Below are 22010 nucleotides of genomic sequence, written 5' to 3' on the forward strand. Positions count from 1 at the left end.
GGAACGATCTTGGTAATGCAGGGCAGCCGCCCTGCTTCAGTCAGGCGGGGCAGCGGACCAAAGCACCTTGCTAACAACTAAGCTCGATACGCCCGGCATGAGCTTAAAAAGCGCTTGTCCTACAAAACGTTCGGCTCGATCTCCAACTGCACGGCAAAACGACTGGCGATATCCGCCTGAATACGCCGCGCCAGTTCCAGCAACTGCGCACCACTGGCCTGCCCGTAGTTCACCAGCACCAGAGCCTGCAAACGGTGTACGCCGGCATCGCCTTCGCGAAACCCCTTCCAGCCGGCCTGCTCGATCAGCCAGCCAGCTGCCAGCTTCTCCAGTCCCGCACCTGCTGGGTAACTGACCAAGCCAGGGTGCTCGCAGCGCAGCCGCTCGGCCAGCGCCACGGGCACCAGCGGGTTCTTGAAGAAACTGCCGGCATTGCCCAGCTCGGCAGGATCTGGCAGCTTCTCGCTGCGAATGGCGCAGATCGCCCGACTGACATCCTTCGCAGTTGGCGCGCTTATGCCCGCCGCCTGCAGATGCTGGCGCACAGGGCCGTAGTCCAGATGCACATGCTGCTCGCGACCGAGGGCAAAACGCACTCGCAGAATCACCCAGCGTCCGACCTGCTGCTTGAACAGACTGTCGCGATAGGCGAAGGCACAGGCTTGCAGATCGAAATCACGCAACTCACCCGTCTCACGATCCAGCGCGGTCAGGCCGGCGAACACATCCTTGATCTCTACACCGTAGGCGCCGATGTTTTGCATCGGGGCAGCACCCACGGTACCGGGGATCAGGCTGAGATTCTCCAGCCCGACCAACCCCTGCTCCAGGCTCCATAGCACGAAGGGATGCCAGGCCTCCCCTGCTTCCGCCTCGACCACCACCCGTACGCCATCATCACTCAGCACACGCACACCACGACTGGCCATGCGCAGCACGAGTGCCTCGACATCTTGGGTCAGCAACAGATTGCTGCCTCCACCGATCACCAGCAGTGGCAGGCCCCGTTGCTCGGCAATCGACAGCGCCTCACGCACCTCGTCATCGTCATGGGCTTCGACGAACAGACGGGCACTTGCCTCGACACCAAAGGTATTGAACGGCTTCAGCGAACGGTTTTCAGCCAGCGACAGGCTCACAGGCGCCCCCGCACTTCGGCCAGCAGGGCATCACTGGCCTGCTCGATCAGATCAAGCACCTGCTCGAAGCCATCCGCGCCACCGTAGTAAGGGTCAGGCACCTCATCCAGTTCGAGCTGATAGCGGCGCAGGAACAGATCCAACTCAGCCGTAGCGGTATCCGGGCGCAGTGCTTGAAGATTGCGCAGGTTGCTATGGTCCATCGCCAGGATCAGGTCGAAGCGCGAAAAATCCTCGACCGCGAACTGGCGCGCCCGCAGCGTCGACAGGTCATAGTTGCGCTGCTGGGCAGCCAGTGTCGTACGCCGATCAGGTGCCTTGCCGACATGCCAATCACCCGTGCCGGCGGAATCCACCAGCACGTGAGCATCGAGGCCGGCTTTCTGCAGACGCTGACGGAACACACCTTCGGCGGTAGGTGAACGACAGATATTGCCCAGGCAGACAAACAGTACTCGCATCAGGCCCCCAGCAGGCGCCGTACGCGCTCCAGATCCTCGGCGGTATCAACACCGGTCGGCGGAGCTTCCAGGGCATCAGCCACATGGATGCGCACGCCATGCCACAGCGCACGCAGCTGCTCTAGGCTCTCACCCTCCTCCAGCCAGCACGGTCCCCAGCTCACGAAGTCATGCAGGAAACCTGCGCGGTAGGCGTAGATACCAATGTGGCGGCGATAAGGAATGCCACTCGGCAAGGTATCCCTGTCCTGGGCAAAGGCATCTCGCGCCCACGGGAGCGGTGCGCGACTGAATGTCAGCGCCAAGCCGTTCTGGTCGGTGATCACCTTGACTACATTCGGATTGAACAGCGCCTGCACCACTTCGATAGGCTCCGCCAGCGTGGCGATCGCCGCTTGCGAGTTACGCGCCAGATTGGCAGCCACCTGATCGATGATCAGCGGTGGAATCAGTGGCTCATCACCCTGCACGTTGACCACGATGGCATCGGCGGCGAGCCCCAGGTGAGTCGCCACCTCGGCCAGGCGGTCCGTGCCGGAGTTGTGATCCACCCGGGTCAGCACCACCTCGGCACCGAATTCCTGGCAGGCTTCGACGATACGCGCATCATCGGTGGCCACCACCACACGCTCGGCAGCGCTTTTCTTCGCCTGTTCCCAGACGTGCTGCACCATGGGCTTGCCGGCGATGTCCTGCAACGGCTTGCCGGGCAGACGGGTTGAGGCGTATCGAGCAGGGATGACGACGGTGAAGGCTGTGCTCATTTACTTGTCCAGGCGCTCGTCGACATTGAGAGTACGGGCCTCGGTTTCCAGCATCACCGGGATGCCATCACGAATCGGATAGGCCAGGCCGGCACCCTTGCTGATCAGCTCGGTCTTGTCTTCGGAGAGTTGCAACGGGCCCTTGCAGACCGGGCAGGCGAGAATATCGAGCAATTTGGAGTCCATGGGCGGGATCCTTGGCAATGGGGAAACAGAGGAACAACGCTCAACGCGGCAGCAGGCGATCCAGCTCGACATCCAGCCAGGTGATGAACGCCGCAGAGGGCACAGCATCCACCGCCAGGTAGAACCAGTCGTCGGCCGCGAAAGCTCGGCACTTCACCGCATCCTTCTCGGTCATCACCAGTGGCAACGCCGGACTGAACTGCAGGGTCGCGGCGTCATAACGGGCATGATCGGCAAAGGCATGCGCAATGGGTCGCCAGTTTAGCCCCTGCAGGGTATTGAAGAAACGTTGCGGGTTGCCAATCCCGGCGACGGCATGCAGTTGCTGCCCGGCCGGAAAATGATCAATGGGCAAACGGGCGCCACTGCGAAGATTGACCAACGCGGTGGCCTGCAGGCTGAAGGCATAGCCGCGCTCGCTGTCGGCCGTAGCCCCATTGAACAGCACTGCATCGACCTCATCCAGGCGCTCGACCGGTTCGCGCAAGGGGCCAGCTGGCAGGCAACGGCGATTGCCCAGGTCTCGCGCCGCATCGATCAGCACCAGCTCCAGGTCACGCGCTAGGCGATAGTGCTGCAAGCCGTCATCACAGAGGATCAGGTCCAGCGGCTCCTGCTCCAGCAGAGCCTGCACCGCCCGCGCCCGCTGCGGATCGATCACCAGGGGCACACCACTGCGCTGCACGATCAATAGCGGCTCGTCACCGGCATGCGCGGCAGAGTCATCGGCACGTACGCGCCACGGCCATTGTGGTGGAGTGGCGCCATAGCCACGGCTGACCACGCCGACACGCAAACCGCGACTACGGCAGTGTTCGATAAGCCAGAGAATCAACGGCGTCTTGCCCGTGCCGCCAACGGTAATGTTGCCGACCACCAGCACCGGCACCGGCGCCCGGTAGATATCGCCCTGCCCGGCCAGAAAGGCCTGGCGCTTACCACGCACCACACGGCGATACAGGGATTCCAGCGGACGAAGCAGCATCAAAGCCGGATGACCGCCGTACCAGGCCTCGAGCAGACGGTCGGAAAGCGCCATCAGGGTTTGCCCGCAGCGGCCTCGACAGTGGTCATGCGCAAATGGCTGAAGCCGAGCTTGCCGGCCGCGTCCATGGCGGTGATCACCGATTGATGGGTGGTATTGGCGTCGGCGCTGATGGTCAACGGCAGGCTGTTGTCGCCATCCGACTCCTGGCTGAGGGCGCTGACCAGGCTGGGCAGATCACTCTTCACCAGCACCTGGCCATTGAGCGCGTACTGGCCATTGGCAGCGATACTCAGCTCCAGGGTTTTCAACTGGGTGTTCTCCGGGGGCGTGCCGCTCTGTGCCTCCGGCAGATCGATTTTCAACTGCGTCGGCCGGCTGAACGTGGTGGTTACCACGAAGAACAGCAGCAGGACGAAGATCACGTCGATCAGCGAGGTCAGGTTGAGGAACACCTCCTCGCGAGCAACGTTCCCGGCTCTACGGCGGAACTTCACGCTTTGGCTTCCGTAGCGAAGTCCACCTCGCGATCACCCTGAACCACTTCCACCAGCTTGATCGCCTCCTGCTCCATGGCCACCACCAGCTCGTCGACCCGGCGCAGCAGGTAACGGTGGAAGAACACCGCAGGGATCGCCACGATAAGGCCCGCAGCCGTGGTCACCAGCGCCTTGCCGATACCGCCCGCCAAGGCACTCGCATTGGCCATGCCGTTATCCATGAAACCGCTGAAGATCTCGATCATGCCGAACACCGTACCCAGCAAACCCAGCAGCGGGGCCATGGCGGCAATGGTGCCAAGGGTATTGAGGTAGCGCTCAAGTTCGTGGATGACCCGGCTCGCCGCTTCCTCGATGCACTCCTTCATGATCTCGCGACCATGCTTGGAGTTGGCCAGGCCAGCTGCGAGCACTTCACCCAGCGGCGAAGACGCGCGCAACTCCTTGAGTTTCTGGCCGTTGAGCTGTTTGTCCTTGATCCAGCGCCACACCTGCCCCAACAGATGTGGCGGTGAAACACGGCTGGCACGCAACGTCCACAGACGCTCGGCAATGATTGCGGTGGCCGTAATGGAGCTCAGAATAATCGGCAGCATCATCCAGCCGCCTGCTTTGACCAGTTCCCACACGGTTGGGCATCCCCCTTGGAAAAGTGGCGCCACTCTAGCATAGGGGCACCGCCCAACAGACCACCGCGGTTCTCATTTTTCCCGCCAGAAACGTGGTTGGGCGCGCCAGGCGGTTGGCGCCTCATTCGCCCCCAACCGAATACGCAAGGCACCGCTGTGAACGCTGTCGTGTACCTCAATGCCACGCGCCTGGTAACGGGCCAGCACTTGCGGATGCGGATGGCCGAACTGGTTGTTGTGCCCACGCGACAGCAGCGCCGCACGCGGTGCGACGGTATTGAGGAAAAAGGCCGAGGATGAGCTACGGCTACCATGGTGTGGCACTTGCAGCCAGTCGACCTGCACATCACGACCTTGATTGATCAGCCAACGCTCGGTCTGGCTGTCGATATCACCGGTCAACAATAAACTCTCGCCTGCCGCCTCGACCTTGAGTACGCACGACAAGGCATTGCTCGACGCAGCCTGCGCCCAATGCCAGGTAGTGAAGCGCACGCCATCCCACTGCCAACTGGCGCCATCGCGACAGGCTTCGGCCTGCACACGCGGGTCAAGCCTGGCGGCTTCGCCACTCAATACCTGATCAACCTGCAACTGTTGCCGTATTGCGAGCGCACCACCGGCATGATCATTGTCGGCATGGCTGAGCAGCATCAGATCGAGGTGATCAATGCCTAGGGCGCGCAACGACGGCACCACTACACGCTCGCCCAGGTCGAAGTCACCGAAGCTCGGCCCAGCGTCGTACAGCAGCGCATGCGAACGGGTGCGCACCAGCAACGCTTGCCCCTGGCCGACATCCAGTTGCCAAACCTCGGCTTGGCCCTCCTGCGGTAGCTGTTGCGGGGTGAAGCACAGCAGCACCAGCATGATCAGCCCAGGAAGCCGCAGCGGAACGCCAGGTGGTGCCAGAACACACAAGACACCCATAGCAATCAGTAGCCAGGCCCAGAACGGCAGCAGCATCGGCAACCATGCCGGCAGCAGTGCCGCAATCGAAGCCAACAGTTGAAACAGCATCTCAAGTAGAAAGCCGGCCAACCACAACAACCCCTCTCCCAGCCAGGGGACAGGGAGCAGCAAGACGCCAAGCAATGCCAGCGGCACGACCAGGAAACTGACCCAAGGCACTGCAATCAGATTGGCCAGCGGCCCACTGGCGCTGATCGGCAAGCCTAGTAGCAGAAAGAATGGCAGCAGACCGAGCGCAATCGTCCATTGAGCGTGCCACCACGACCACCCCATCGAGCGCACGCCCAGGCGCCCGCCGAACACCAGCAGGAGCACCGCAACCGCCCCAAACGACAACCAGAAACCAGCCTGCAGCACCGCCAGTGGCTCGAACAGCACCACCACGACCCAAGCCAGCAACAGCGGCGTCCAGATACCCAGGTGGCGAAAGCGCAAACGCCAGAGCAGCACGGCGGCAATGGACACGCAGGCCCGCCGTACCGGCACCTCGAAGCCCGCCAGCAGCCCGTAACTCAGCGCGCCCGCAAATGCCAGGGCACAGGCACAAGGCAACCATGGCAGTGCCCGTGGCCAACAGCCAAGCCGGGCCAAACCGGCCACCAGCCCATACAACGCCACGGCGAACAGCGACACATGCTGCCCGGAGATCACCAGCAGATGGACCGTTCCAGTGTCCTGCAACACACGCCAGTCTGTACGGCTCAAGCCGGAGCCATCGCCCAGCACCAGGGCTGCTACGCCACCCGCCCGACCATAGGCATCGACCGCCAGCACGCGCTGGCGCAAGGCGTCACGCCAAGCCGACAACCCACCCGCAGCCTGCAGGCGCTTACCCACCTTGACCGTCCCCGTCGCCCCGATACGCTGTGCCAGCAACCAGGCTTCGTAATCGAACCCCTGCAGATTGACCAGACCACGCGGACGCTTGAGTCGCACCGCCAACCGCCACTGCTCCCCGGCCTGCAACTCGGGACCGCCATACCAGGCCAGACGCAGCCGCTGCGGTAATTCGTGGCGACGGGAAGACACCTGCTCCAGTTGAAAACGCACCACGCCGTCGTTGTGGTCGGGCAAGCCCACCACCCGCCCCTCGATCCACAGGGTCTGACCGTCCAGCTCTATCGGCAGACGATCTTCCAGCGCCCACTGCGCCGAGGTATTGGCCCAGCAGAGGCCGAACAGGAAAAGTGCAACGGGATAGAAACGCCCGCGCAGCAACAACAGGCCGAGCGCGAGCAACAACAGAACCAGCCAGACCGGAAGTAAAACCGGCAAGAGCATCAGGCAGGCCAACCCCGCAGCCAGCGCCAACATCCCTGTGCGCATTCTTTTTCTCCATCGTGCCCCGCTCATCCTGAACAGGGCGCTCCAGCTTGTGCTGGCCGGGAAAGAATAGTCAAAGCCTGCCAGATGCAGGCAGCACGGTTCTGTCGTGTGACAAAGAGCACGCTGACGGGAGTTCAATCACTTCGCGTGCATGGGCTAGGTGTTGACGTTTCGACCTGGATGGCCGGATCGAGGCACAAGCGGGTACCGCAATTGGTGGGCTGAAGCCCCACCCTACAGATCTGGCACACCGCGTAGGGTGGGCTTTAGCCCACCAGTCGGCGCGTCATGAAACGCAAAGGTCGAACGTCCACAACTGCCTCAAAGAGGCCATCTGACTCAAGGAGTTAATGCGATCTGCCAACAGAGCCCAGGAGCCCACACGCCCCCACAACCATACGAACCAAATGAAAACGCCGCTGGAGAGCGGCGTTTTTCATTCATCCGATTCAGACCGGAACCAGCCGACCCTCTTCCAGACGCAGTGCCCTGTCCATTTGCTGGGCAAGGCTGAGGTCGTGGGTAACCACCAGAAACGCCGTCTGCAAAGAGGTGGACAGCTCCAGCATCAACTCCTGAATGCTACGCGCGGTGTGATGATCGAGGTTGCCAGTCGGCTCATCGAGTAGCACCAGTTTGGGCTGATTGACCAGCGCACGGGCGATTGCCACACGTTGGCGCTCGCCACCAGACAGCTCCGACGGCTTGTGGCTCAGGCGATGCCCAAGGCCGACACGCTCGAGCAACGTGGTGGCACGCTGTTGCGCTTCGGGAATCGGCATCTTGCCGATCAGCAGCGGCATGCAGACGTTTTCCAGGGCTGTGAACTCAGCCAGCAGGTGATGGAACTGGTAAACGAAGCCCAACGCCCGGTTACGCAGCAGCCCACGGGCCTTTTCACCCAGTGCCGAAAGCTCTTCGCCAGCCAACCACACACTGCCTTCACTCGGCGTATCCAGGCCACCGAGCATGTTCAGCAAGGTGGTCTTGCCCGAGCCCGAGCTGCCCACGATGGCGACGCGCTCACCGGGCTGCAGGTTCAGCTCCACACCACTCAGTACATCGACCGATTGCGGCCCCTCGACGTATCGCTTGCCCAGATTACGGCATAGCAAAACGGCAGTGCCGGCTGATGACTCATTAACAGTCATGGCATCACTCATAACGAAGCGCCTCCGCTGGCTGGGTGCGCGATGCGCGCCAGGCCGGATACAGGGTGGCGAAGAAACTCATGCACAGTGCCGCACCACAGATCAGCACGACGTCTTCGACACGCAGCTCGGACGGCAGGTAATTGATGAAGTACACATCGGAGCTGAGGAACTTGTGGCCGATCAGCTTCTCCAGCCAGGCCACCCAGGCGGTGACGTTGAGCGCGGAGATCACCCCGAGCACGCCGCCGATCAGCGTACCGATCACCCCGATCACCGTGCCCTGCACCATGAACACTCCCATGATCTGCCGGGGCGTGGCGCCCAGCGTACGCAGGATGGCGATATCGGCCTTCTTGTCGGTGACCACCATGACCAGCGTGGAAATGATGTTGAACGCCGCCACCGCCACGATCAGCAGCAACAGCAGGGCAATCATGGTCTTTTCCATCTGGATCGCCTGGAACAGATTGCCGTGGCTACGGGTCCAGTCACGTGGCTGCAGATCACCCGGCATGCTCTTGGCGATTTCCCAGGCAACGCGTGGGGCGTCGAACAAGTCCTTGAGCTTGAGTCGCACACCTTCGACCTGATTGGTCTGCCAACGGGACAGGCGAGCACCGTCTTCGATATTGATCAGCGCCAGCGAGCCATCCAGCTCGGCCCCGACCTTGAACACGCCAACCACGGTGAAGCGCTTCAGACGCGGGAACACCCCCGCTGGCGTGACAGCCGCCTCGGGCAGTACGAAGGTCAGCTTGTCACCCACATTGATGCGGAAGCGGCGCGCGGTGATCTCACCGATAACAATGCCGAAATCACCACTTTTCAGATCATCCAGGCTGCCCTGGACCATATGTTCGTTGATGATCGAGACGTTCTTTTCCGCCTCCGGCAGCACCGCCTGGACCATCACCGGCTGCACCGCACCACTGTGGGTGAGCATGCCCTGCAGTTGCGTGAAGGGCGCCACGGCGACCACTTCTTTGTGGGTCATGACCTGATCGCCGATCGTTTTCCAATCGTCGATGGGCTGGAACGAGCTGATGGTCGCATGCGGCACCATGCCGAGAATGCGCGTACGCAACTCGCGGTCGAAGCCGTTCATCACCGACAACACCAGGATCATCACCAGCACACCAAGTGCCAGGCCGATCATGGAAGTCAGGGAAATGAAGGAGATGAAATGATTGCGACGCTTGGCGCGCGTGTAACGCACACCGATAAAAAACGGCAAGGGTCTGAACATAAGGGCGAGATTCACTGGCGAAAGAGGGAACGTCCTTGTGGCGGGGCTAGGCAAGCAGCTTTACACTCGGACCACCACTGCTGCCATGGGTTCGCCATGTCGTATCAAGACGCTGATGATCGCCGCGAATACTATCGTATCGAGGACATGATCGCACTGGATTTCAGCCTGCTCTCCGGCCCGGAAGCGCTGGCCAGTGATGTGTTACACGATGCCTCCCCGCTGTTCAATCTGCTCAGCGACCTGCACCTGATGGACTTCGAGTCGCAGCATCTGCTGCGCCATATCAGCGAGCGCGACCGCACCCTGGCCAACTACCTGAAAGTAATGAACAAGCGCATCGACCTGCTTGGTCAGGCGCTCGCGCAAAGCCTGGTGCGCGATATCGGCCTGCCGCGGCAGGTGACATTGTCCGAAGGCGGCCTCGGCTTCATTCACCCGAAAGAAGTCTCGGTAGACAGCCATTTGGCGCTGAAGATGGTCCTGATGCCACAGGCACTCGGGCTGCTGGTTCGAGCCAAGGTCGTGCATTGCCAGGCGCGCCCTGACGGCCAGTTCGAGATCGGCACCGAGTTCGAGGCGCTGACCGATGCCCAACGCCAACTGTTGGCGCGCCATATCCTGCAGAAGCAGGCCCAGCAACGCCGCCTGGCCCGTGAGCAACAGCGATGACGTTACGCCTACCTCTACTGCTGAGCGTGTGTCTGGCCCTGCCCGTAGCTGCCGATACGCTGGAAATCCCCGTAGGCCAGCAAGGCCAGGCAACTATCGAGCTGCCCCAGCGCGGCCAGTCGCAACGCAGTGTGCTGGAGCGCTTCGGCCTGCCCGATGAAGAACACCCCGCCGTAGGCCAGCCGCCCATCAAACGCTGGGACTACCGCGAATTCAGCGTGTATTTCGAATACGATCACGTGGTCGACAGCGTTCGTCACCATCAGCCCCGTTACCCCAAGGAGCAACAGTGACCCTTATCTATGGCCACCGCGGCGCCAAAGGCGAAGCACCGGAAAACACCCTCGTCGGGTTTCAGCGCTGCCTAGAACACGGCGTGCGGCGCTGTGAGCTGGACCTGTTCCTCTCACGCGACGGCGAACTGATGGTGATTCATGACCCGACCCTCAAGCGCACCACCGGGCGACGCGGCAAGGTCGCCGAGCACGATGCCCAAGAACTGACCACCTACGATGCGCGCCACGGCGGCCCCGGCTGGAAAGTGCCGAGCCCGATCCCGCGCCTGGCCGAACTGTTCGAGCAATGCGATTTCGAACACTGGCAACTGGAAGTGAAAAGCGCCTCGCGGGTACGCGCCGCACGTACCGTGCTGGCCATCCAGGCACTGGCCGAACGCTACAACCTCAAGGAGCGCATCACCGTGACCAGCAGCTCACGAGAGGTGCTGCGCGCGCTTAATCGCCTGGCTCCGGAGCTGGCCCGCGGCCTGGTCGCCGAATACGCCTGGCTCGACCCGATCAAGGTGGCCACTCACCACGGCTGCTCATTGCTCGCCCTGAACTGGACCCTGTGCACCCCGGAGCGGCTGCTCAAGGCGCAGAAGGCCGGGCTGCATGTATCGGTATGGACAGTCAATGAACCCGCCTTGATGCGGCGCCTCGCCGACTTCGGCGTGGACAGCATCATCACCGACTTCCCGGGACTGGCAGTTTCCACGCTCAAGCGCTGATCTGCCGGATAGCTCGACGCGGCGGATGACGCTTTCTCATCCGCCACGCTTCCACTCGGCGGATCGCAACGCGATCCGCCCTGCCCGCCTGCTCAGTAGCTCTCCCGGTTCGGCCAGCGCCATGCGGATGAGTCGCTGAAAGGATCTACCCCGACCGGCTCAGGCCGCCAGCCGGAGCCGCTCAAAAAAGCCGGTTGAGCCCGTCGAACGCCGCGACACGATAGGCCTCGGCCATGGTCGGGTAGTTGAAGGTGGTGTTGATGAAGTACTTCAGGGTATTCGCCTCACCCGGCTGGTTCATGATCGCCTGACCAATGTGGACGATTTCCGAAGCCTGATAGCCGAAGCAGTGCACACCCAGGATCGCCAGGGTCTCGCGGTGGAAGAGAATCTTCAGCATGCCCACCGGCTCATGGGAAATCTGCGCCCGCGCCATGCTCTTGAAGAACGCCTTGCCTACCTCGTAGGGGATCTTCGCCTGGGTCAGTTCACGCTCGTTCTTGCCGATCGAGCTGATCTCCGGAATGGTGTAAATACCGGTCGGCACGTCGTCGACGAAGCGCCAGCTGTCATTTTCCACCGCGCTGCCCGCCGCCGAACGGCCCTGGTCATAGGCGGCGCTGGCCAGGCTCGGCCAGCCGATCACATCACCTGCCGCATAGACATTCGAGACCGACGTTCGGTAATGCTGATCGACTTCGATCTGCCCACGACTGTTGACCTTGATGCCGATATTTTCCAGACCAAGCTTGTCGGTATTACCGGTCCGGCCGTTGCACCAGAGCAAGGCATCGGCCTTGATCTTCTTGCCGGACTTGAGGTGCAGGACCACCCCATTCTCGACACCCTCGATGCGCTCGTATTCTTCGTTATGACGAATCAGCACATTGTTGGTGCGCAGGTGATAGCCCAAGGCATCAGAGATTTCATCATCGAGGAAGCTGAGCAACTGATCGCGATTGTCGATCAGATCGACCAGCACGCCCAGGCCACTGAAGATCGAGGCGTATTCGGAACCGATGACGCCGGCCCCGTAGATGATCAAGCGACGCGGTGTGTGGGTCAGGCTGAGAATGGTGTCGCTGTCATACACACGCGGGTGATTGAAGTCGACGTCCGCCGGGCGGTAAGGCCGCGACCCGGTGGCGATCACCACCTGCTTGGCCACCAGGGTTTCCACCACCCCATTAGGACAAACCACTTCAATGGTCTGCTCATCGGAGAAACTGGCCGTACCGAAGAACACATCGATGCGATTGCGCGCGTAGTAACCGGTGCGCGAGGCCACTTGCTTGGAAATGACCCGCTCGGCGCTCTTCAGCACATCCGGGAAGGAAAACCAACGCGGCTCGCCAATCTGACGGAACAGTGGGTTGGTGTTGTACTGCATGATCTGCCGCACCGAGTGGCGCAGGGCCTTGGAGGGGATCGTACCGAGGTGGGTGCAGTTGCCGCCGACCAGTGGGCGGTTATCGACCACCACCACCTTGCGTCCGGCCTTGGCTGCGTTCATCGCCGCACCCTCGCCCGCCGGGCCGGAACCCAGCACCACCACGTCGTAGTTGTAGACCGCCATGCTTACTCCTCTCAGTACGGTTCAGGACCTCATCACGCCCTGAAGGTGTCGCAGCGCCCCATGGCTACGGCACTCAATCGCTGGCATAGCTTAGCTGTGCCCTATCGCGCTGCACATTAGCGCTTGGTCGTGTCGTAGGCGAGCATTGCGTTCACTACATATCCATACGCACAACTCATGGTTGGGTGGCAGCGCCGAAACGTGCCTCGAAGGCACTGGTCATGCGACTGGAAAAACCCTGTTCACCACGACTGATGAACAGAGCCAGGACGCCATTGCGCTCGGCATAGTCGAAACCTTGCTTAGGCCCCAGCACCAGCAGCGCTGTCGACAGGCCCTCGGCACGCAGTGTCGACGGATCCAGCACCGTAACCGAAGTCAGCTGATGATCGATTGGCGCCCCGCGACGCGGATCGAAGGTATGCGAATAACGCACGCCGTCACGCTCGAAGTAATTATGGTAGTCGCCCGAGGTGGACAGCCCCATGCCGTCCAGAGGCAACACTCGCTCGGCAGTCTGCTTGCCTTCGAAGGGAGACTCGATGGCAATCATCCACGGAGAGCCGTCGGGCTTGCGGCCCACGACCCGCAGCTCACCGGTGACATTGAGCACATAGCTGGAGATGCCCAGCTCGGCCAGCCGGTCGCCAATCGTATCCACCGTATACCCGGCCGCTATGCTGCCCAAGTCGATCTCGGCCGCTACGTCCTTGCACAAGCGCTGCCCCTCGATACGCACATGCTGATGCCCGGTGCGTGCCAGCACAGCGGCAATCTCCTGCGGACCGGGCACCTGCTGGCGCCGCGACTGCGGGCCGAAGCCCCACAGGTTCAGCAGGGGCGCCACGGTCAGGTCGAATGCGCCATCGCTTTTCTCGGACATCTGCTCGCCGAAGCGCACCAGCTTCAACACGGGTTCCGGCATGCCCAGGCATTGTCCTGCTGGCAATTGATTGAAACGGGAAATATCCGAGTCGGCACGCCAGGTCGACATCTGCTGATCGACCTCACCCAGCATGCGCTCAACCTCTACCTTGACCACCGCCACCTGCGGCACCCCGCGGCCCGCCACGTACTTCAACGAATACTGGCTGCCCATGGTCGGGCCACTCAGCGTTTCGATCGGATCACTGCAGCCCCCCAGGAGCAGCAGCAACACTGCAATACCTGCCTGTCTAGCCAAAATGCCTCCCCCTTCCTTCCACTGCCCACCGAACCGGCTCACCCGGCACTTGACGAGCAGCGCCAACCTGAAGAGACCATAGGGTTCCATAGGAGCTCGCCGTGTACCGACTATTGCTTGCGCTTGTACTGCTTACCGGCAGCAACCACCTGCTGGCCGATCGACTGTCCGAGGCCGCGTTCAGCGGCACCCAGGACGTATACGGCAGCACCGTGGCACTCAAGAACCAGGCCGTGCTGGACTACCTCTGGGTCGATGTATACGCCGCGGCATTCTACGCCCCGCCGACACTCACACCGCGCCAGGCCATCGCGCAACAGAGCCCACTGCGCCTGGAGCTCTACTATTTTCGCTCGATCAAGCGCAGCGATGTCATCAAGGCCGCCTGGATCACCCTGAAACGCCAGCATGAACCGGCCCGACTGGGGCCCCTGCGCCGCGATATCGACGCCCTGCATGCCGCCTTTCGCGACATCCAGCCCGGCGACCGCTACGCCCTGAACTACTCGGCAGAGGATGGCCTAAGCCTGCAACGCAACGATGAAACCCTCTACCAGAACGCCAATCCCGAACTGGCCCGCGCCTACCTGGGCATATGGCTCGCCGAGAACGGCCTTTCCGACACCCTGCGCAAGCAGTTACTGGCCGCTCCCTGAAAAGCAAAACGGGAGCCATGGCTCCCGTTTTGTTCAACACCCGGCGCTTAGCGCGGGAAAGACGGCGGGTTGACCCCGGCCATGTCTTCCATCACACGCACGACCTGGCAGCTGTAGCCAAACTCGTTGTCGTACCAGACGTACAGCACGACACGGTTGTCGTTGGCGATGGTGGCTTCGGCATCAACCACGCCGGCGTGACGCGAACCAACGAAGTCAGTAGACACCACTTCCTGCGACTGGACGAAGTCGATCTGCTTCTGCAGATCCGAGTGCATGGCCATCTGGCGCAGGTACTCGTTGATCTCTTCGCGGGTGGTGGCCTTTTCCAGGTTCAGGTTGAGGATGGCCATCGACACGTTCGGCGTCGGTACGCGAATCGCGTTGCCGGTCAGCTTGCCCTTGAGGATCGGCAGCGCCTTGGCAGCAGCGGTGGCAGCGCCCGTCTCGGTGATGACCATGTTCAGCGCCGCACTGCGACCACGACGACTGCCCTTGTGGAAGTTGTCGATCAGGTTCTGGTCGTTGGTGTAGCTGTGTACGGTTTCAACATGACCGTTGACGATGCCGTACTGGTCGTTGACCGCCTTGAGCACCGGCACGATGGCGTTGGTGGTGCAGGAAGCCGCGGAGACGATCTTGTCGTCATCGCTGATTTCACCGTGGTTGATGCCATGCACGATGTTCTTCAGCGCGCCCTTGCCAGGTGCGGTGAGAACCACGCGGGCAATGCCTGGGCACTTCAGGTGCTGGCCCAGGCCTTCGGCATCGCGCCATTTGCCTGTGTTGTCCACCAGCAGGGCGTTCTTGATGCCGTACTGGGTGTAGTCGATGGACGCCGGATCGTTGGAGTAGATCACCTGGATCAGGTTGCCATTGGCGGTGAGGGTATTGTTGGCCTCATCGATGGTGATGGTGCCATCGAACGGACCATGCACCGAGTCGCGACGCAGCAGGCTGGCGCGCTTGATCAGGTCGTTTTCCGCACCTTTGCGCACCACGATGGCACGCAGACGCAGGCCGTCGCCACCGCCAGTCTTCTCGACCAGGATGCGCGCCAGCAGACGACCGATACGGCCAAAACCGTAAAGCACGACGTCGGTGCCTTCGCGGGCAGCGCCGTTCTGCTTGCCAACCACATCGGCCAGTTCATCCTTGACGAACTGCTCGACGGAGCGGCCAGCGCCCTCGCTCTTGAACTTGGCGGCCATCTTGCCCAGGTCTACCGAGGCGGCGCCCAGCTTGAGCTCGCTCATGGCCTTCAGGATCGGGAAGGTCTCGTGCACGGTCAGTTCGCTGTCGTCGGCCAGGCGGTGACGGGCGAAACGGTGGGCTTTGAGAATGGCGATCACCGAACGGTTGATCAGGCCACGGCCGTAGATCGAGGTCACCACACTGTTGTTGCGGTAGAGCTGGCCGATCAACGGAATCATCGCTTCTGCGAGGGCTTCGCGATCGATCCACTCACCGAGACACTGGTCGGGCTTCTGAGTCACGGGCAATTACCTTCCACATGTAGGGGCTGAAAAAAGGGGCTACATTATGACGGCGCACGCGAGCCTGAGCAATGCGCGCTTGTCGCAACTGACAGCGGCATCCTCGCCTCGTTACAATCACACGCTCGCCAATCTGGGGTTGCGTTGCCTGTGTCCATGCCGACCGCGTCCGTCCTGCACCTACCGAAACTACCCGCCGCCGCTGGCAAACAGCACTGGGGCAACCTGCCCGGTGCCGCGCTGTCACTGGCGATTGCCGAGGCAGCCAGCGCTGCCAAGCGCTTCACCCTGCTGCTGACAGCCGACAGCCAGAATGCCGAACGCCTGCAGGAGGAGCTGGCATTTTTCGCCCCCGACCTGCCCGTTCTGCACTTCCCGGACTGGGAAACCCTGCCCTACGACCTGTTTTCGCCACATCAAGACATCATTTCCCAGCGCATCGCCGCGCTGTACCGCCTGCCGCAACTGACCCACGGCGTGCTGGTCGTGCCGATCAGCACTGCCCTGCACCGTATTGCACCGACGCGCTTCCTGCTCGGCTCAGGCCTGGTGCTGGATGTCGGCCAGAAACTGAATGTCGACACCATGCGCAGCAACCTGGAGTCTGCCGGCTATCGCTGCGTGGATACCGTCTACGAGCATGGCGAGTTCGCCGTGCGCGGCGCCCTGATCGACCTGTTTCCCATGGGCAGCGAACTGCCCTTCCGCATCGACCTGTTCGATGACGAAATCGAGACGCTGCGCACCTTCGACCCGGAAACCCAGCGTTCGGTGGACAAGGTCGAATCGATCCGCCTGCTGCCCGCCCGTGAGTTCCCGCTGGATAAAAAGGCCGTCACCGACTTCCGTGGGCGCTTTCGCGAACGCTTCGACGTCGACTTCCGCCGCTGCCCGATCTACCAGGACCTCTCCACCGGCATCACCCCGGCCGGTATCGAGTATTACCTGCCGCTGTTCTTCGAAGAGACCGCAACCCTCTTCGATTACTTGCCGCAAGACACCCAGGTGTTCTCCCTGCCTGGCATCGAGAAGGCCGCCGAGCAGTTCTGGAACGACGCGCGCAACCGCTACGACGAGCGCCGTGTCGACCCGGAACGCCCGCTGCTGCCGCCCGCCGACATCTTCCTGCCGGTAGAGGATTGCTTCGCCCGCCTGAAGAACTGGCCGCGCGTCGTCATCAGCCAGGATGACGTGGAGCCTGGCGTCGGCCGCGAACGCTTCAACGCCCAGCAACTGCCCGACCTGGCAATCCAGGCCAAGGCCAGCGAACCCCTGGCCGCACTGCGCCGCTTTATCGAGGAATACCCGGGCCGCGTGCTGTTCTGCGCCGAATCCGCCGGGCGCCGCGAGGTGTTGCTGGAGCTGTTGGCCCGGCTCAAGCTCAAGCCACGCGAGGTCAGCGGCTGGCAGGAATTCATCGATAACGAAGAGCGCATGGGCATCACCATCGCTCCGCTCGACGAAGGCCTGCTGCTCGACGAACTGGCCCTGGTCGCCGAGAGCCCGTTGTTCGGCCAGCGCGTGATGCAACGCCGTCGCCGCGAGAAATCGCGCGATGGCGGCGACAACGTGATCAAGAACCTCACCGAGCTGCGCGAAGGCTCACCGGTGGTGCATATCGACCACGGCGTCGGCCGCTACCTGGGCCTGATTACCCTGGAGATCGAAGGCCAGGCCGCAGAATTCCTCGCCCTGATGTACGCCGAGGAAGCCAAGCTCTACGTGCCGGTTGCCAACCTGCACCTGATCGCCCGCTACACCGGCAGTGATGATGCCCTGGCGCCGCTGCACCGGCTTGGCTCGGAAACCTGGCAGAAAGCCAAGCGCAAAGCGGCCGAGCAGGTCCGCGACGTCGCCGCCGAGCTGCTCGACATCTACGCCCGCCGCGCTGCCCGCGAAGGCTATGCGTTCAAGGACCCACTGGCCGACTACGCGACCTTCAGCGCCGGCTTCCCGTTCGAGGAAACACCGGACCAGCAGACCGCCATCGAAGCGGTGCGCGAAGACATGCTCGCAGCCAAGCCGATGGACCGCCTGATCTGCGGCGACGTCGGTTTCGGCAAGACCGAGGTGGCTATGCGTGCCGCCTTCATCGCCGTACACAGCGGTCGCCAGGTTGCCGTACTGGTGCCCACCACCCTGCTCGCCCAGCAGCACTACAACAGCTTCCGCGACCGTTTCGCCGACTGGCCGGTAACGGTCGAGGTGATGAGCCGCTTCAAATCCGCCAAGGAAGTGGATGAAGCCGTGCACAAACTGGCCGAAGGCAAGATCGATATCGTCATCGGCACCCACAAGCTGCTGCAGGAAGACGTGAAGTTTCCCAACCTGGGTCTGGCGATCATCGATGAAGAGCACCGTTTCGGCGTGCGCCAGAAGGAACAGCTCAAAGCCCTGCGCAGTGAGGTGGACATCCTCACCCTGACCGCCACGCCGATTCCGCGCACCCTGAACATGGCCGTGGCCGGCATGCGCGATCTGTCCATCATCGCCACACCGCCAGCACGGCGCCTGTCGGTGCGCACCTTCGTCATGGAACAGAACAACCCGACGATCAAGGAGGCGCTGCTGCGTGAGCTGCTGCGCGGTGGCCAGGTGTATTACCTGCACAACGACGTGAAGACCATCGAGAAGTGCGCCGCCGACCTCGCCGAACTGGTCCCCGAGGCACGCATCGGCATCGGCCATGGGCAGATGCGCGAACGCGACCTCGAACAGGTGATGAGCGACTTCTACCACAAGCGCTTCAACGTGCTGATCGCCTCGACCATCATCGAGACCGGCATCGACGTGCCCAGCGCCAACACCATCATCATCGAGCGCGCCGACAAGTTCGGCCTGGCCCAGCTGCACCAGTTGCGCGGCCGTGTTGGTCGCAGCCACCACCAGGCCTATGCCTACCTGCTGACTCCACCGCGCAAGCAGATGACCGACGATGCGCAGAAACGCCTGGAAGCCATCGCCAACGCCCAGGACCTCGGCGCCGGCTTCGTCCTGGCCACCCACGATCTGGAAATCCGCGGCGCCGGCGAGTTGCTTGGCGACGGCCAGAGCGGGCAGATCCAGGCGGTCGGCTTCACGCTTTACATGGAAATGCTCGAGCGCGCGGTCAAGGCCATCCGCAAGGGCGAGCAACCGAACCTCGAACAGCCGCTAGGCGGCGGCCCGGAAATCAATCTGCGCGTACCGGCGCTGATCCCCGACGACTACCTGCCCGATGTACATGCGCGGCTGATCCTGTACAAACGCATCGCCAATGCCGCCGACGAAGATGGCCTGAAAGAACTGCAGGTGGAAATGATCGACCGCTTCGGCCTGCTGCCAGAGCCAACCAAGAACCTGGTGCGCATCACCCTGCTCAAGCTGCAGGCCGAGAAACTGGGAATCAAGAAGATCGACGCTGGCCCCCAAGGTGGCCGTATCGAATTCGCCGCCGATACCAGTGTCGACCCGATGGTGCTGATCAAGCTGATCCAGAGCCAGCCCAAGCGCTACAAGTTCGAAGGTGCCACGATGTTCAAGTTCCAGGTGCCCATGGAGCGCCCGGAAGAACGTTTCAATACGCTCGAGGCCCTGCTCGAACGTCTACAACCGCAATCCGCTTAAAGGACTGATGCCATGCGTGCGTTCCGCCATTTCACCCTGCTGCTCTGCCTGCTGGCGCCATCGGCCTTCGCCGATGCGCTGTACCAGATCGAAGTCATCGTGTTCCGCCAGGCAGGTGAGCCGGTCGTGGCCAGCCAGCCCTCACCGGACGACTGGGCAACAGGCGCACAGCCCATCAGCGGCAATGAGCGCAGCGTGACCCTGAGCGACGTGGCCGCCAAGCTCAACCCCGGCAGTGGTTATCAAGTGTTGCTGCACAAGGCCTGGGAGCAGTCCGTATCACCAGCCCCCGAGAAATTCGCCTTCGAGACCGGTAACGAGCAATTCGGCCATTTCCCCGTGGAAGGGATCATTGCCCTCAGCCAGCCCGAGCGCCTGGTCGATATCGATGCCGATATCTGGGTCAATACATTCGATGGCAACGGCCTGCTGAGCGGCAGCGAGCGCATCAAGCAACGCACCCGCCTGAAGAATGGCGAACTGACCTACCTGGACCACGGCAGCCTGGGAATGCTGGTCAAGGTCACGCTGCTGTAACCACGACCCGCCCTGAGAACCGATCCGCTGCGCGTCGGCCAAACTGCGTTGAAGACGACTTCGGCAAGCCGCTTGCGGCTAACGCACTTCAGTGCGCCCCAAAGGGGTGAGCGAAGCGAGCCATGCTCATTTGCAGCGCCTAAGCGACGCTTCCTCAGCCGTTTTCGCGGGGGCGCCTAGCCCTTGTTTGGCTATAGCTCGTAAGACCGAAACAGGTTCTGAGTTCAGCGCAAGGCGCTGGCAACTGTCTGGATGGCGTCTTCGTTCTCGGTAATCAACTGCAGAAACCCCAGGTCATCGAGCTGATTGAACGGAGCTGGCAGCTTCTGATAGGCCGCCAGCGTCGGCAGCGGTGGCAACCCGGCATTGGGGTCTCGCTCGATGATGGCGTGATAGAGCGCCAGGTTGACCAGATCGACCGGCTGCAGACGGGGCTCGTGAACACTGAACCAATCCCCGGCCTGACGGATGATCTGGATGTATTCATCCTCCACCGCCCACTTCTTCAACAGAATCACGCCCAGGGATTTGCTGAACTCACGGCATAGCAAATAGTACTCGTCGGCACTCGGTGGCTGCGTGTCATTCCTGAACGCCGACAGCAGCACCAGGCTGCCAACCTCACTGAGCAAACTGGCCAGCAAGGCATGCTCGGGTGCGACCTTGCCGATCTGGCGTGCCATCACCGAGCAGGTACTGGCCTTGATCACCAGGCGCTCCCAGACCTCCAGGAACAGGCGCTTGTAGGCAGGGCTGTAGAGCGTGAACAAGCTCTTCAGGCTATGGGCCATGGTGATGTTGCCAACCTGTTTCATCCCCAGCACCTGAATCACATCGCGCAGCCCCTGCGCCTGCCGCGACTGACGATAAAGCGGACTGCTCGAATGCTTGACCAGCAAGGCACTGAGCGCCGGATCACGACCGATCAACCGCTCAAGCTGGGCGGTGGTGGTCGTACTGGAATGCAGCGCGCTGCGAATCTGCAGGGTAAGGTTTGGCAGGCTCGGCAGGCTTTCTTCGCCTTGCATGAGCTGTGTGACCAGGTCACGGTAGATTGAGTACGAACTCATCCTTGTACACTTTCCCTGCAAAAAGCATTGCCGATACGGACAACACGTCAACGCCGCTGAAGCGGGATATTCAAGATCCCGAATAGCTGTCTCGAACTATAGCCTCACGCCACGAGCACGTGCGCCAGAACCTGCTTGACCTTGTCGATACCACCCGCCAGTGCCTCTTCGATCTCGGCCATGGTGATGATGCCGCTGGACTTGCCAGCCGCGGGATTGACCACCAATGCCAGGCAGGCATAAGGCAGATCCAACTCCCGTGCAAGGGCGGCCTCGGGCATGCCGGTCATCCCGACGATATCGCAACCGTCACGCTCCATGCGGGCGATCTCGGCCACGCTTTCCAGGCGTGGCCCCTGAGTCGCGCCATACACACCATGACTGCTGTGCGGATAGCCCAACACCTGCAGCGCCGCATTCAACTTGCCGCGCAGCGCTTCATCATAGGGGTAGCTGAAGTCGACATGGGTCACATGCTCGATGTCACCGGCGAAATAGGTATGCTCACGGCCCCAGGTGTAATCGATGATCTGATGGGCGACACACAACTGACCCGTGCCCATGGCGGCATGGATACCGCCCACTGCGTTGATCGCGATAATTGCCCCCGCCCCCGCCTGCTTGAGCGCCCACAGGTTCGCCCGGTAGTTGACCTGATGTGGTGCAATGCGATGCGGATGACCATGGCGAGCCAGGAACAGTACGTCGCGCCCGGCATACTCGCCGCTCAGCACAGGCGCAGAGGGTGCGCCATAGGGCGTATCGAACAGGCGCTCTTCCTTCAGGGTCAAGCCTTCCAACTGGGTAAGACCCGTGCCGCCGATGATGGCGTGAACAGCCATG

At 62.0% G+C, this 22010-nt stretch carries 21 protein-coding genes; 6 read left to right on the plus strand and 15 right to left on the minus strand.

Annotated elements, in window-relative coordinates:
- Nucleotides 1–119: 119 nt before the first annotated feature.
- The 10 genes from murB to ACWPW0_RS15455 form a co-directional block, all read right to left on the minus strand.
- On the minus strand, nucleotides 120–1139 hold the full coding sequence (murB, locus tag ACWPW0_RS15410; RefSeq protein ID WP_454255766.1) for a UDP-N-acetylmuramate dehydrogenase: 1020 nt from the start codon (nucleotides 1137–1139) through the stop codon (nucleotides 120–122).
- Complete coding sequence (locus ACWPW0_RS15415; protein WP_454255767.1) at nucleotides 1136–1600, minus strand: low molecular weight protein-tyrosine-phosphatase; 465 nt, start codon at nucleotides 1598–1600, stop codon at nucleotides 1136–1138. The genes murB and ACWPW0_RS15415 overlap by 4 nt, the downstream gene beginning before the upstream one ends.
- Nucleotides 1600–2364, minus strand: coding sequence for a 3-deoxy-manno-octulosonate cytidylyltransferase (gene kdsB / locus ACWPW0_RS15420; protein WP_454255768.1), 765 nt, complete (start codon nucleotides 2362–2364; stop codon nucleotides 1600–1602). The genes ACWPW0_RS15415 and kdsB overlap by 1 nt, the downstream gene beginning before the upstream one ends.
- Entirely contained in the window at nucleotides 2365–2550 is a 186-nt protein-coding gene (locus ACWPW0_RS15425) for a Trm112 family protein (RefSeq protein ID WP_447592749.1), read from the minus strand.
- A 40-nt stretch (nucleotides 2551–2590) separates the two neighbouring features.
- The gene (gene lpxK, locus ACWPW0_RS15430) at nucleotides 2591–3589 is read right to left on the minus strand and encodes a tetraacyldisaccharide 4'-kinase (protein WP_454255769.1); all 999 of its coding nucleotides are present in this window, start codon (nucleotides 3587–3589) and stop codon (nucleotides 2591–2593) included.
- Entirely contained in the window at nucleotides 3589–4032 is a 444-nt protein-coding gene (locus ACWPW0_RS15435) for an ExbD/TolR family protein (RefSeq protein WP_447592753.1), read from the minus strand. The genes lpxK and ACWPW0_RS15435 overlap by 1 nt, the downstream gene beginning before the upstream one ends.
- Nucleotides 4029–4664 carry a MotA/TolQ/ExbB proton channel family protein gene (locus tag ACWPW0_RS15440; protein WP_447592754.1) on the minus strand — a complete coding sequence of 212 codons (636 nt, stop codon included), beginning with the start codon at nucleotides 4662–4664 and terminating at the stop codon, nucleotides 4029–4031. Before ACWPW0_RS15440 ends, ACWPW0_RS15435 begins: the two co-directional genes overlap by 4 nt.
- Nucleotides 4665–4736: 72 nt before the next feature.
- Nucleotides 4737–6962 carry a DNA internalization-related competence protein ComEC/Rec2 gene (locus ACWPW0_RS15445; RefSeq protein WP_454255770.1) on the minus strand — a complete coding sequence of 742 codons (2226 nt, stop codon included), beginning with the start codon at nucleotides 6960–6962 and terminating at the stop codon, nucleotides 4737–4739.
- A 449-nt stretch (nucleotides 6963–7411) separates the two neighbouring features.
- Entirely contained in the window at nucleotides 7412–8113 is a 702-nt protein-coding gene (gene lolD / locus ACWPW0_RS15450; RefSeq protein ID WP_447592757.1) for a lipoprotein-releasing ABC transporter ATP-binding protein LolD, read from the minus strand.
- Nucleotides 8114–8117: 4 nt separating this feature from the next.
- Nucleotides 8118–9362 (minus strand): lipoprotein-releasing ABC transporter permease subunit, encoded by a 1245-nt coding sequence (locus ACWPW0_RS15455; RefSeq protein WP_447592759.1) that lies wholly within the window; start codon nucleotides 9360–9362, stop codon nucleotides 8118–8120.
- A 96-nt stretch (nucleotides 9363–9458) separates the two neighbouring features.
- Between ACWPW0_RS15455 and ACWPW0_RS15460 the strand changes: the two genes are divergently transcribed.
- The 3 genes from ACWPW0_RS15460 to ACWPW0_RS15470 are packed head-to-tail and all read left to right on the plus strand — an operon-like array spanning nucleotide 9459 to nucleotide 11043.
- Nucleotides 9459–10034: a PilZ domain-containing protein gene (locus ACWPW0_RS15460; protein WP_447592760.1), complete on the plus strand. Its 576-nt coding sequence runs from the start codon at nucleotides 9459–9461 to the stop codon at nucleotides 10032–10034.
- Nucleotides 10031–10327: a phosphodiesterase gene (locus ACWPW0_RS15465; RefSeq protein WP_454255771.1), complete on the plus strand. Its 297-nt coding sequence runs from the start codon at nucleotides 10031–10033 to the stop codon at nucleotides 10325–10327. The genes ACWPW0_RS15460 and ACWPW0_RS15465 overlap by 4 nt, the downstream gene beginning before the upstream one ends.
- Nucleotides 10324–11043 carry a glycerophosphodiester phosphodiesterase gene (locus tag ACWPW0_RS15470; RefSeq protein WP_447592764.1) on the plus strand — a complete coding sequence of 240 codons (720 nt, stop codon included), beginning with the start codon at nucleotides 10324–10326 and terminating at the stop codon, nucleotides 11041–11043. Before ACWPW0_RS15465 ends, ACWPW0_RS15470 begins: the two co-directional genes overlap by 4 nt.
- Nucleotides 11044–11224: 181 nt before the next feature.
- On the opposite strand, the gene sthA is transcribed toward ACWPW0_RS15470, so the two are convergent.
- Both sthA and ACWPW0_RS15480 read right to left on the minus strand, forming a co-directional pair.
- Entirely contained in the window at nucleotides 11225–12619 is a 1395-nt protein-coding gene (gene sthA / locus ACWPW0_RS15475; RefSeq protein ID WP_447592766.1) for a Si-specific NAD(P)(+) transhydrogenase, read from the minus strand.
- Nucleotides 12620–12794: 175 nt separating this feature from the next.
- The gene (locus tag ACWPW0_RS15480; protein ID WP_454256747.1) at nucleotides 12795–13784 is read right to left on the minus strand and encodes an FAD:protein FMN transferase; all 990 of its coding nucleotides are present in this window, start codon (nucleotides 13782–13784) and stop codon (nucleotides 12795–12797) included.
- A gap of 119 nt (nucleotides 13785–13903) precedes the next feature.
- Between ACWPW0_RS15480 and ACWPW0_RS15485 the strand changes: the two genes are divergently transcribed.
- Entirely contained in the window at nucleotides 13904–14458 is a 555-nt protein-coding gene (locus tag ACWPW0_RS15485) for a chalcone isomerase family protein (protein WP_454255772.1), read from the plus strand.
- 47 nt (nucleotides 14459–14505) lie between these two features.
- Here the strand turns inward: ACWPW0_RS15485 and ACWPW0_RS15490 are convergent, their stop codons facing one another.
- Nucleotides 14506–15954, minus strand: coding sequence for a glyceraldehyde-3-phosphate dehydrogenase (locus ACWPW0_RS15490; RefSeq protein WP_447592770.1), 1449 nt, complete (start codon nucleotides 15952–15954; stop codon nucleotides 14506–14508).
- Between the two features lie 156 nt (nucleotides 15955–16110).
- Here ACWPW0_RS15490 and mfd point away from each other — a divergent pair, with 156 nt between their 5' ends.
- Both mfd and ACWPW0_RS15500 read left to right on the plus strand, forming a co-directional pair.
- The gene (gene mfd, locus ACWPW0_RS15495; RefSeq protein ID WP_454255773.1) at nucleotides 16111–19560 is read left to right on the plus strand and encodes a transcription-repair coupling factor; all 3450 of its coding nucleotides are present in this window, start codon (nucleotides 16111–16113) and stop codon (nucleotides 19558–19560) included.
- 12 nt (nucleotides 19561–19572) lie between these two features.
- Nucleotides 19573–20097: a CsiV family protein gene (locus ACWPW0_RS15500; protein WP_454255774.1), complete on the plus strand. Its 525-nt coding sequence runs from the start codon at nucleotides 19573–19575 to the stop codon at nucleotides 20095–20097.
- 224 nt (nucleotides 20098–20321) lie between these two features.
- Here ACWPW0_RS15500 and ACWPW0_RS15505 read toward each other — a convergent pair whose 3' ends face one another.
- Together ACWPW0_RS15505 and ACWPW0_RS15510 are read right to left on the minus strand one after the other, a co-directional pair.
- The gene (locus ACWPW0_RS15505) at nucleotides 20322–21167 is read right to left on the minus strand and encodes an HDOD domain-containing protein (protein WP_454255775.1); all 846 of its coding nucleotides are present in this window, start codon (nucleotides 21165–21167) and stop codon (nucleotides 20322–20324) included.
- A 104-nt stretch (nucleotides 21168–21271) separates the two neighbouring features.
- A complete protein-coding gene (locus ACWPW0_RS15510) occupies nucleotides 21272–22009 on the minus strand; it encodes an S-methyl-5'-thioinosine phosphorylase (protein ID WP_454255776.1) in 738 nt (245 codons plus the stop codon).
- Between the last annotated feature and the right edge of the window lies 1 nt (nucleotide 22010).

The organism is Pseudomonas sp. Marseille-Q8238 (assembly GCF_965111915.1).

Bases quoted from the DNA above. Each gene is read 5' to 3' on its own strand.
- ACWPW0_RS15505 (WP_454255775.1), bottom strand. From the start codon at position 21,167: ATGAGTTCGTACTCAATCTACCGTGACCTGGTCACACAGCTCATGCAA.
- kdsB (WP_454255768.1), bottom strand. From the start codon at position 2,364: ATGAGCACAGCCTTCACCGTCGTCATCCCTGCTCGATACGCCTCAACC.
- ACWPW0_RS15415 (WP_454255767.1), bottom strand. From the start codon at position 1,600: ATGCGAGTACTGTTTGTCTGCCTGGGCAATATCTGTCGTTCACCTACC.
- ACWPW0_RS15500 (WP_454255774.1), top strand. From the start codon at position 19,573: ATGCGTGCGTTCCGCCATTTCACCCTGCTGCTCTGCCTGCTGGCGCCA.
- ACWPW0_RS15455 (WP_447592759.1), bottom strand. From the start codon at position 9,362: ATGTTCAGACCCTTGCCGTTTTTTATCGGTGTGCGTTACACGCGCGCC.
- ACWPW0_RS15460 (WP_447592760.1), top strand. From the start codon at position 9,459: ATGTCGTATCAAGACGCTGATGATCGCCGCGAATACTATCGTATCGAG.
- sthA (WP_447592766.1), bottom strand. From the start codon at position 12,619: ATGGCGGTCTACAACTACGACGTGGTGGTGCTGGGTTCCGGCCCGGCG.
- lolD (WP_447592757.1), bottom strand. From the start codon at position 8,113: ATGACTGTTAATGAGTCATCAGCCGGCACTGCCGTTTTGCTATGCCGT.
- ACWPW0_RS15510 (WP_454255776.1), bottom strand. From the start codon at position 22,009: ATGGCTGTTCACGCCATCATCGGCGGCACGGGTCTTACCCAGTTGGAA.
- mfd (WP_454255773.1), top strand. From the start codon at position 16,111: ATGCCGACCGCGTCCGTCCTGCACCTACCGAAACTACCCGCCGCCGCT.
- ACWPW0_RS15445 (WP_454255770.1), bottom strand. From the start codon at position 6,962: ATGCGCACAGGGATGTTGGCGCTGGCTGCGGGGTTGGCCTGCCTGATG.
- ACWPW0_RS15465 (WP_454255771.1), top strand. From the start codon at position 10,031: ATGACGTTACGCCTACCTCTACTGCTGAGCGTGTGTCTGGCCCTGCCC.
- ACWPW0_RS15425 (WP_447592749.1), bottom strand. From the start codon at position 2,550: ATGGACTCCAAATTGCTCGATATTCTCGCCTGCCCGGTCTGCAAGGGC.
- lpxK (WP_454255769.1), bottom strand. From the start codon at position 3,589: ATGGCGCTTTCCGACCGTCTGCTCGAGGCCTGGTACGGCGGTCATCCG.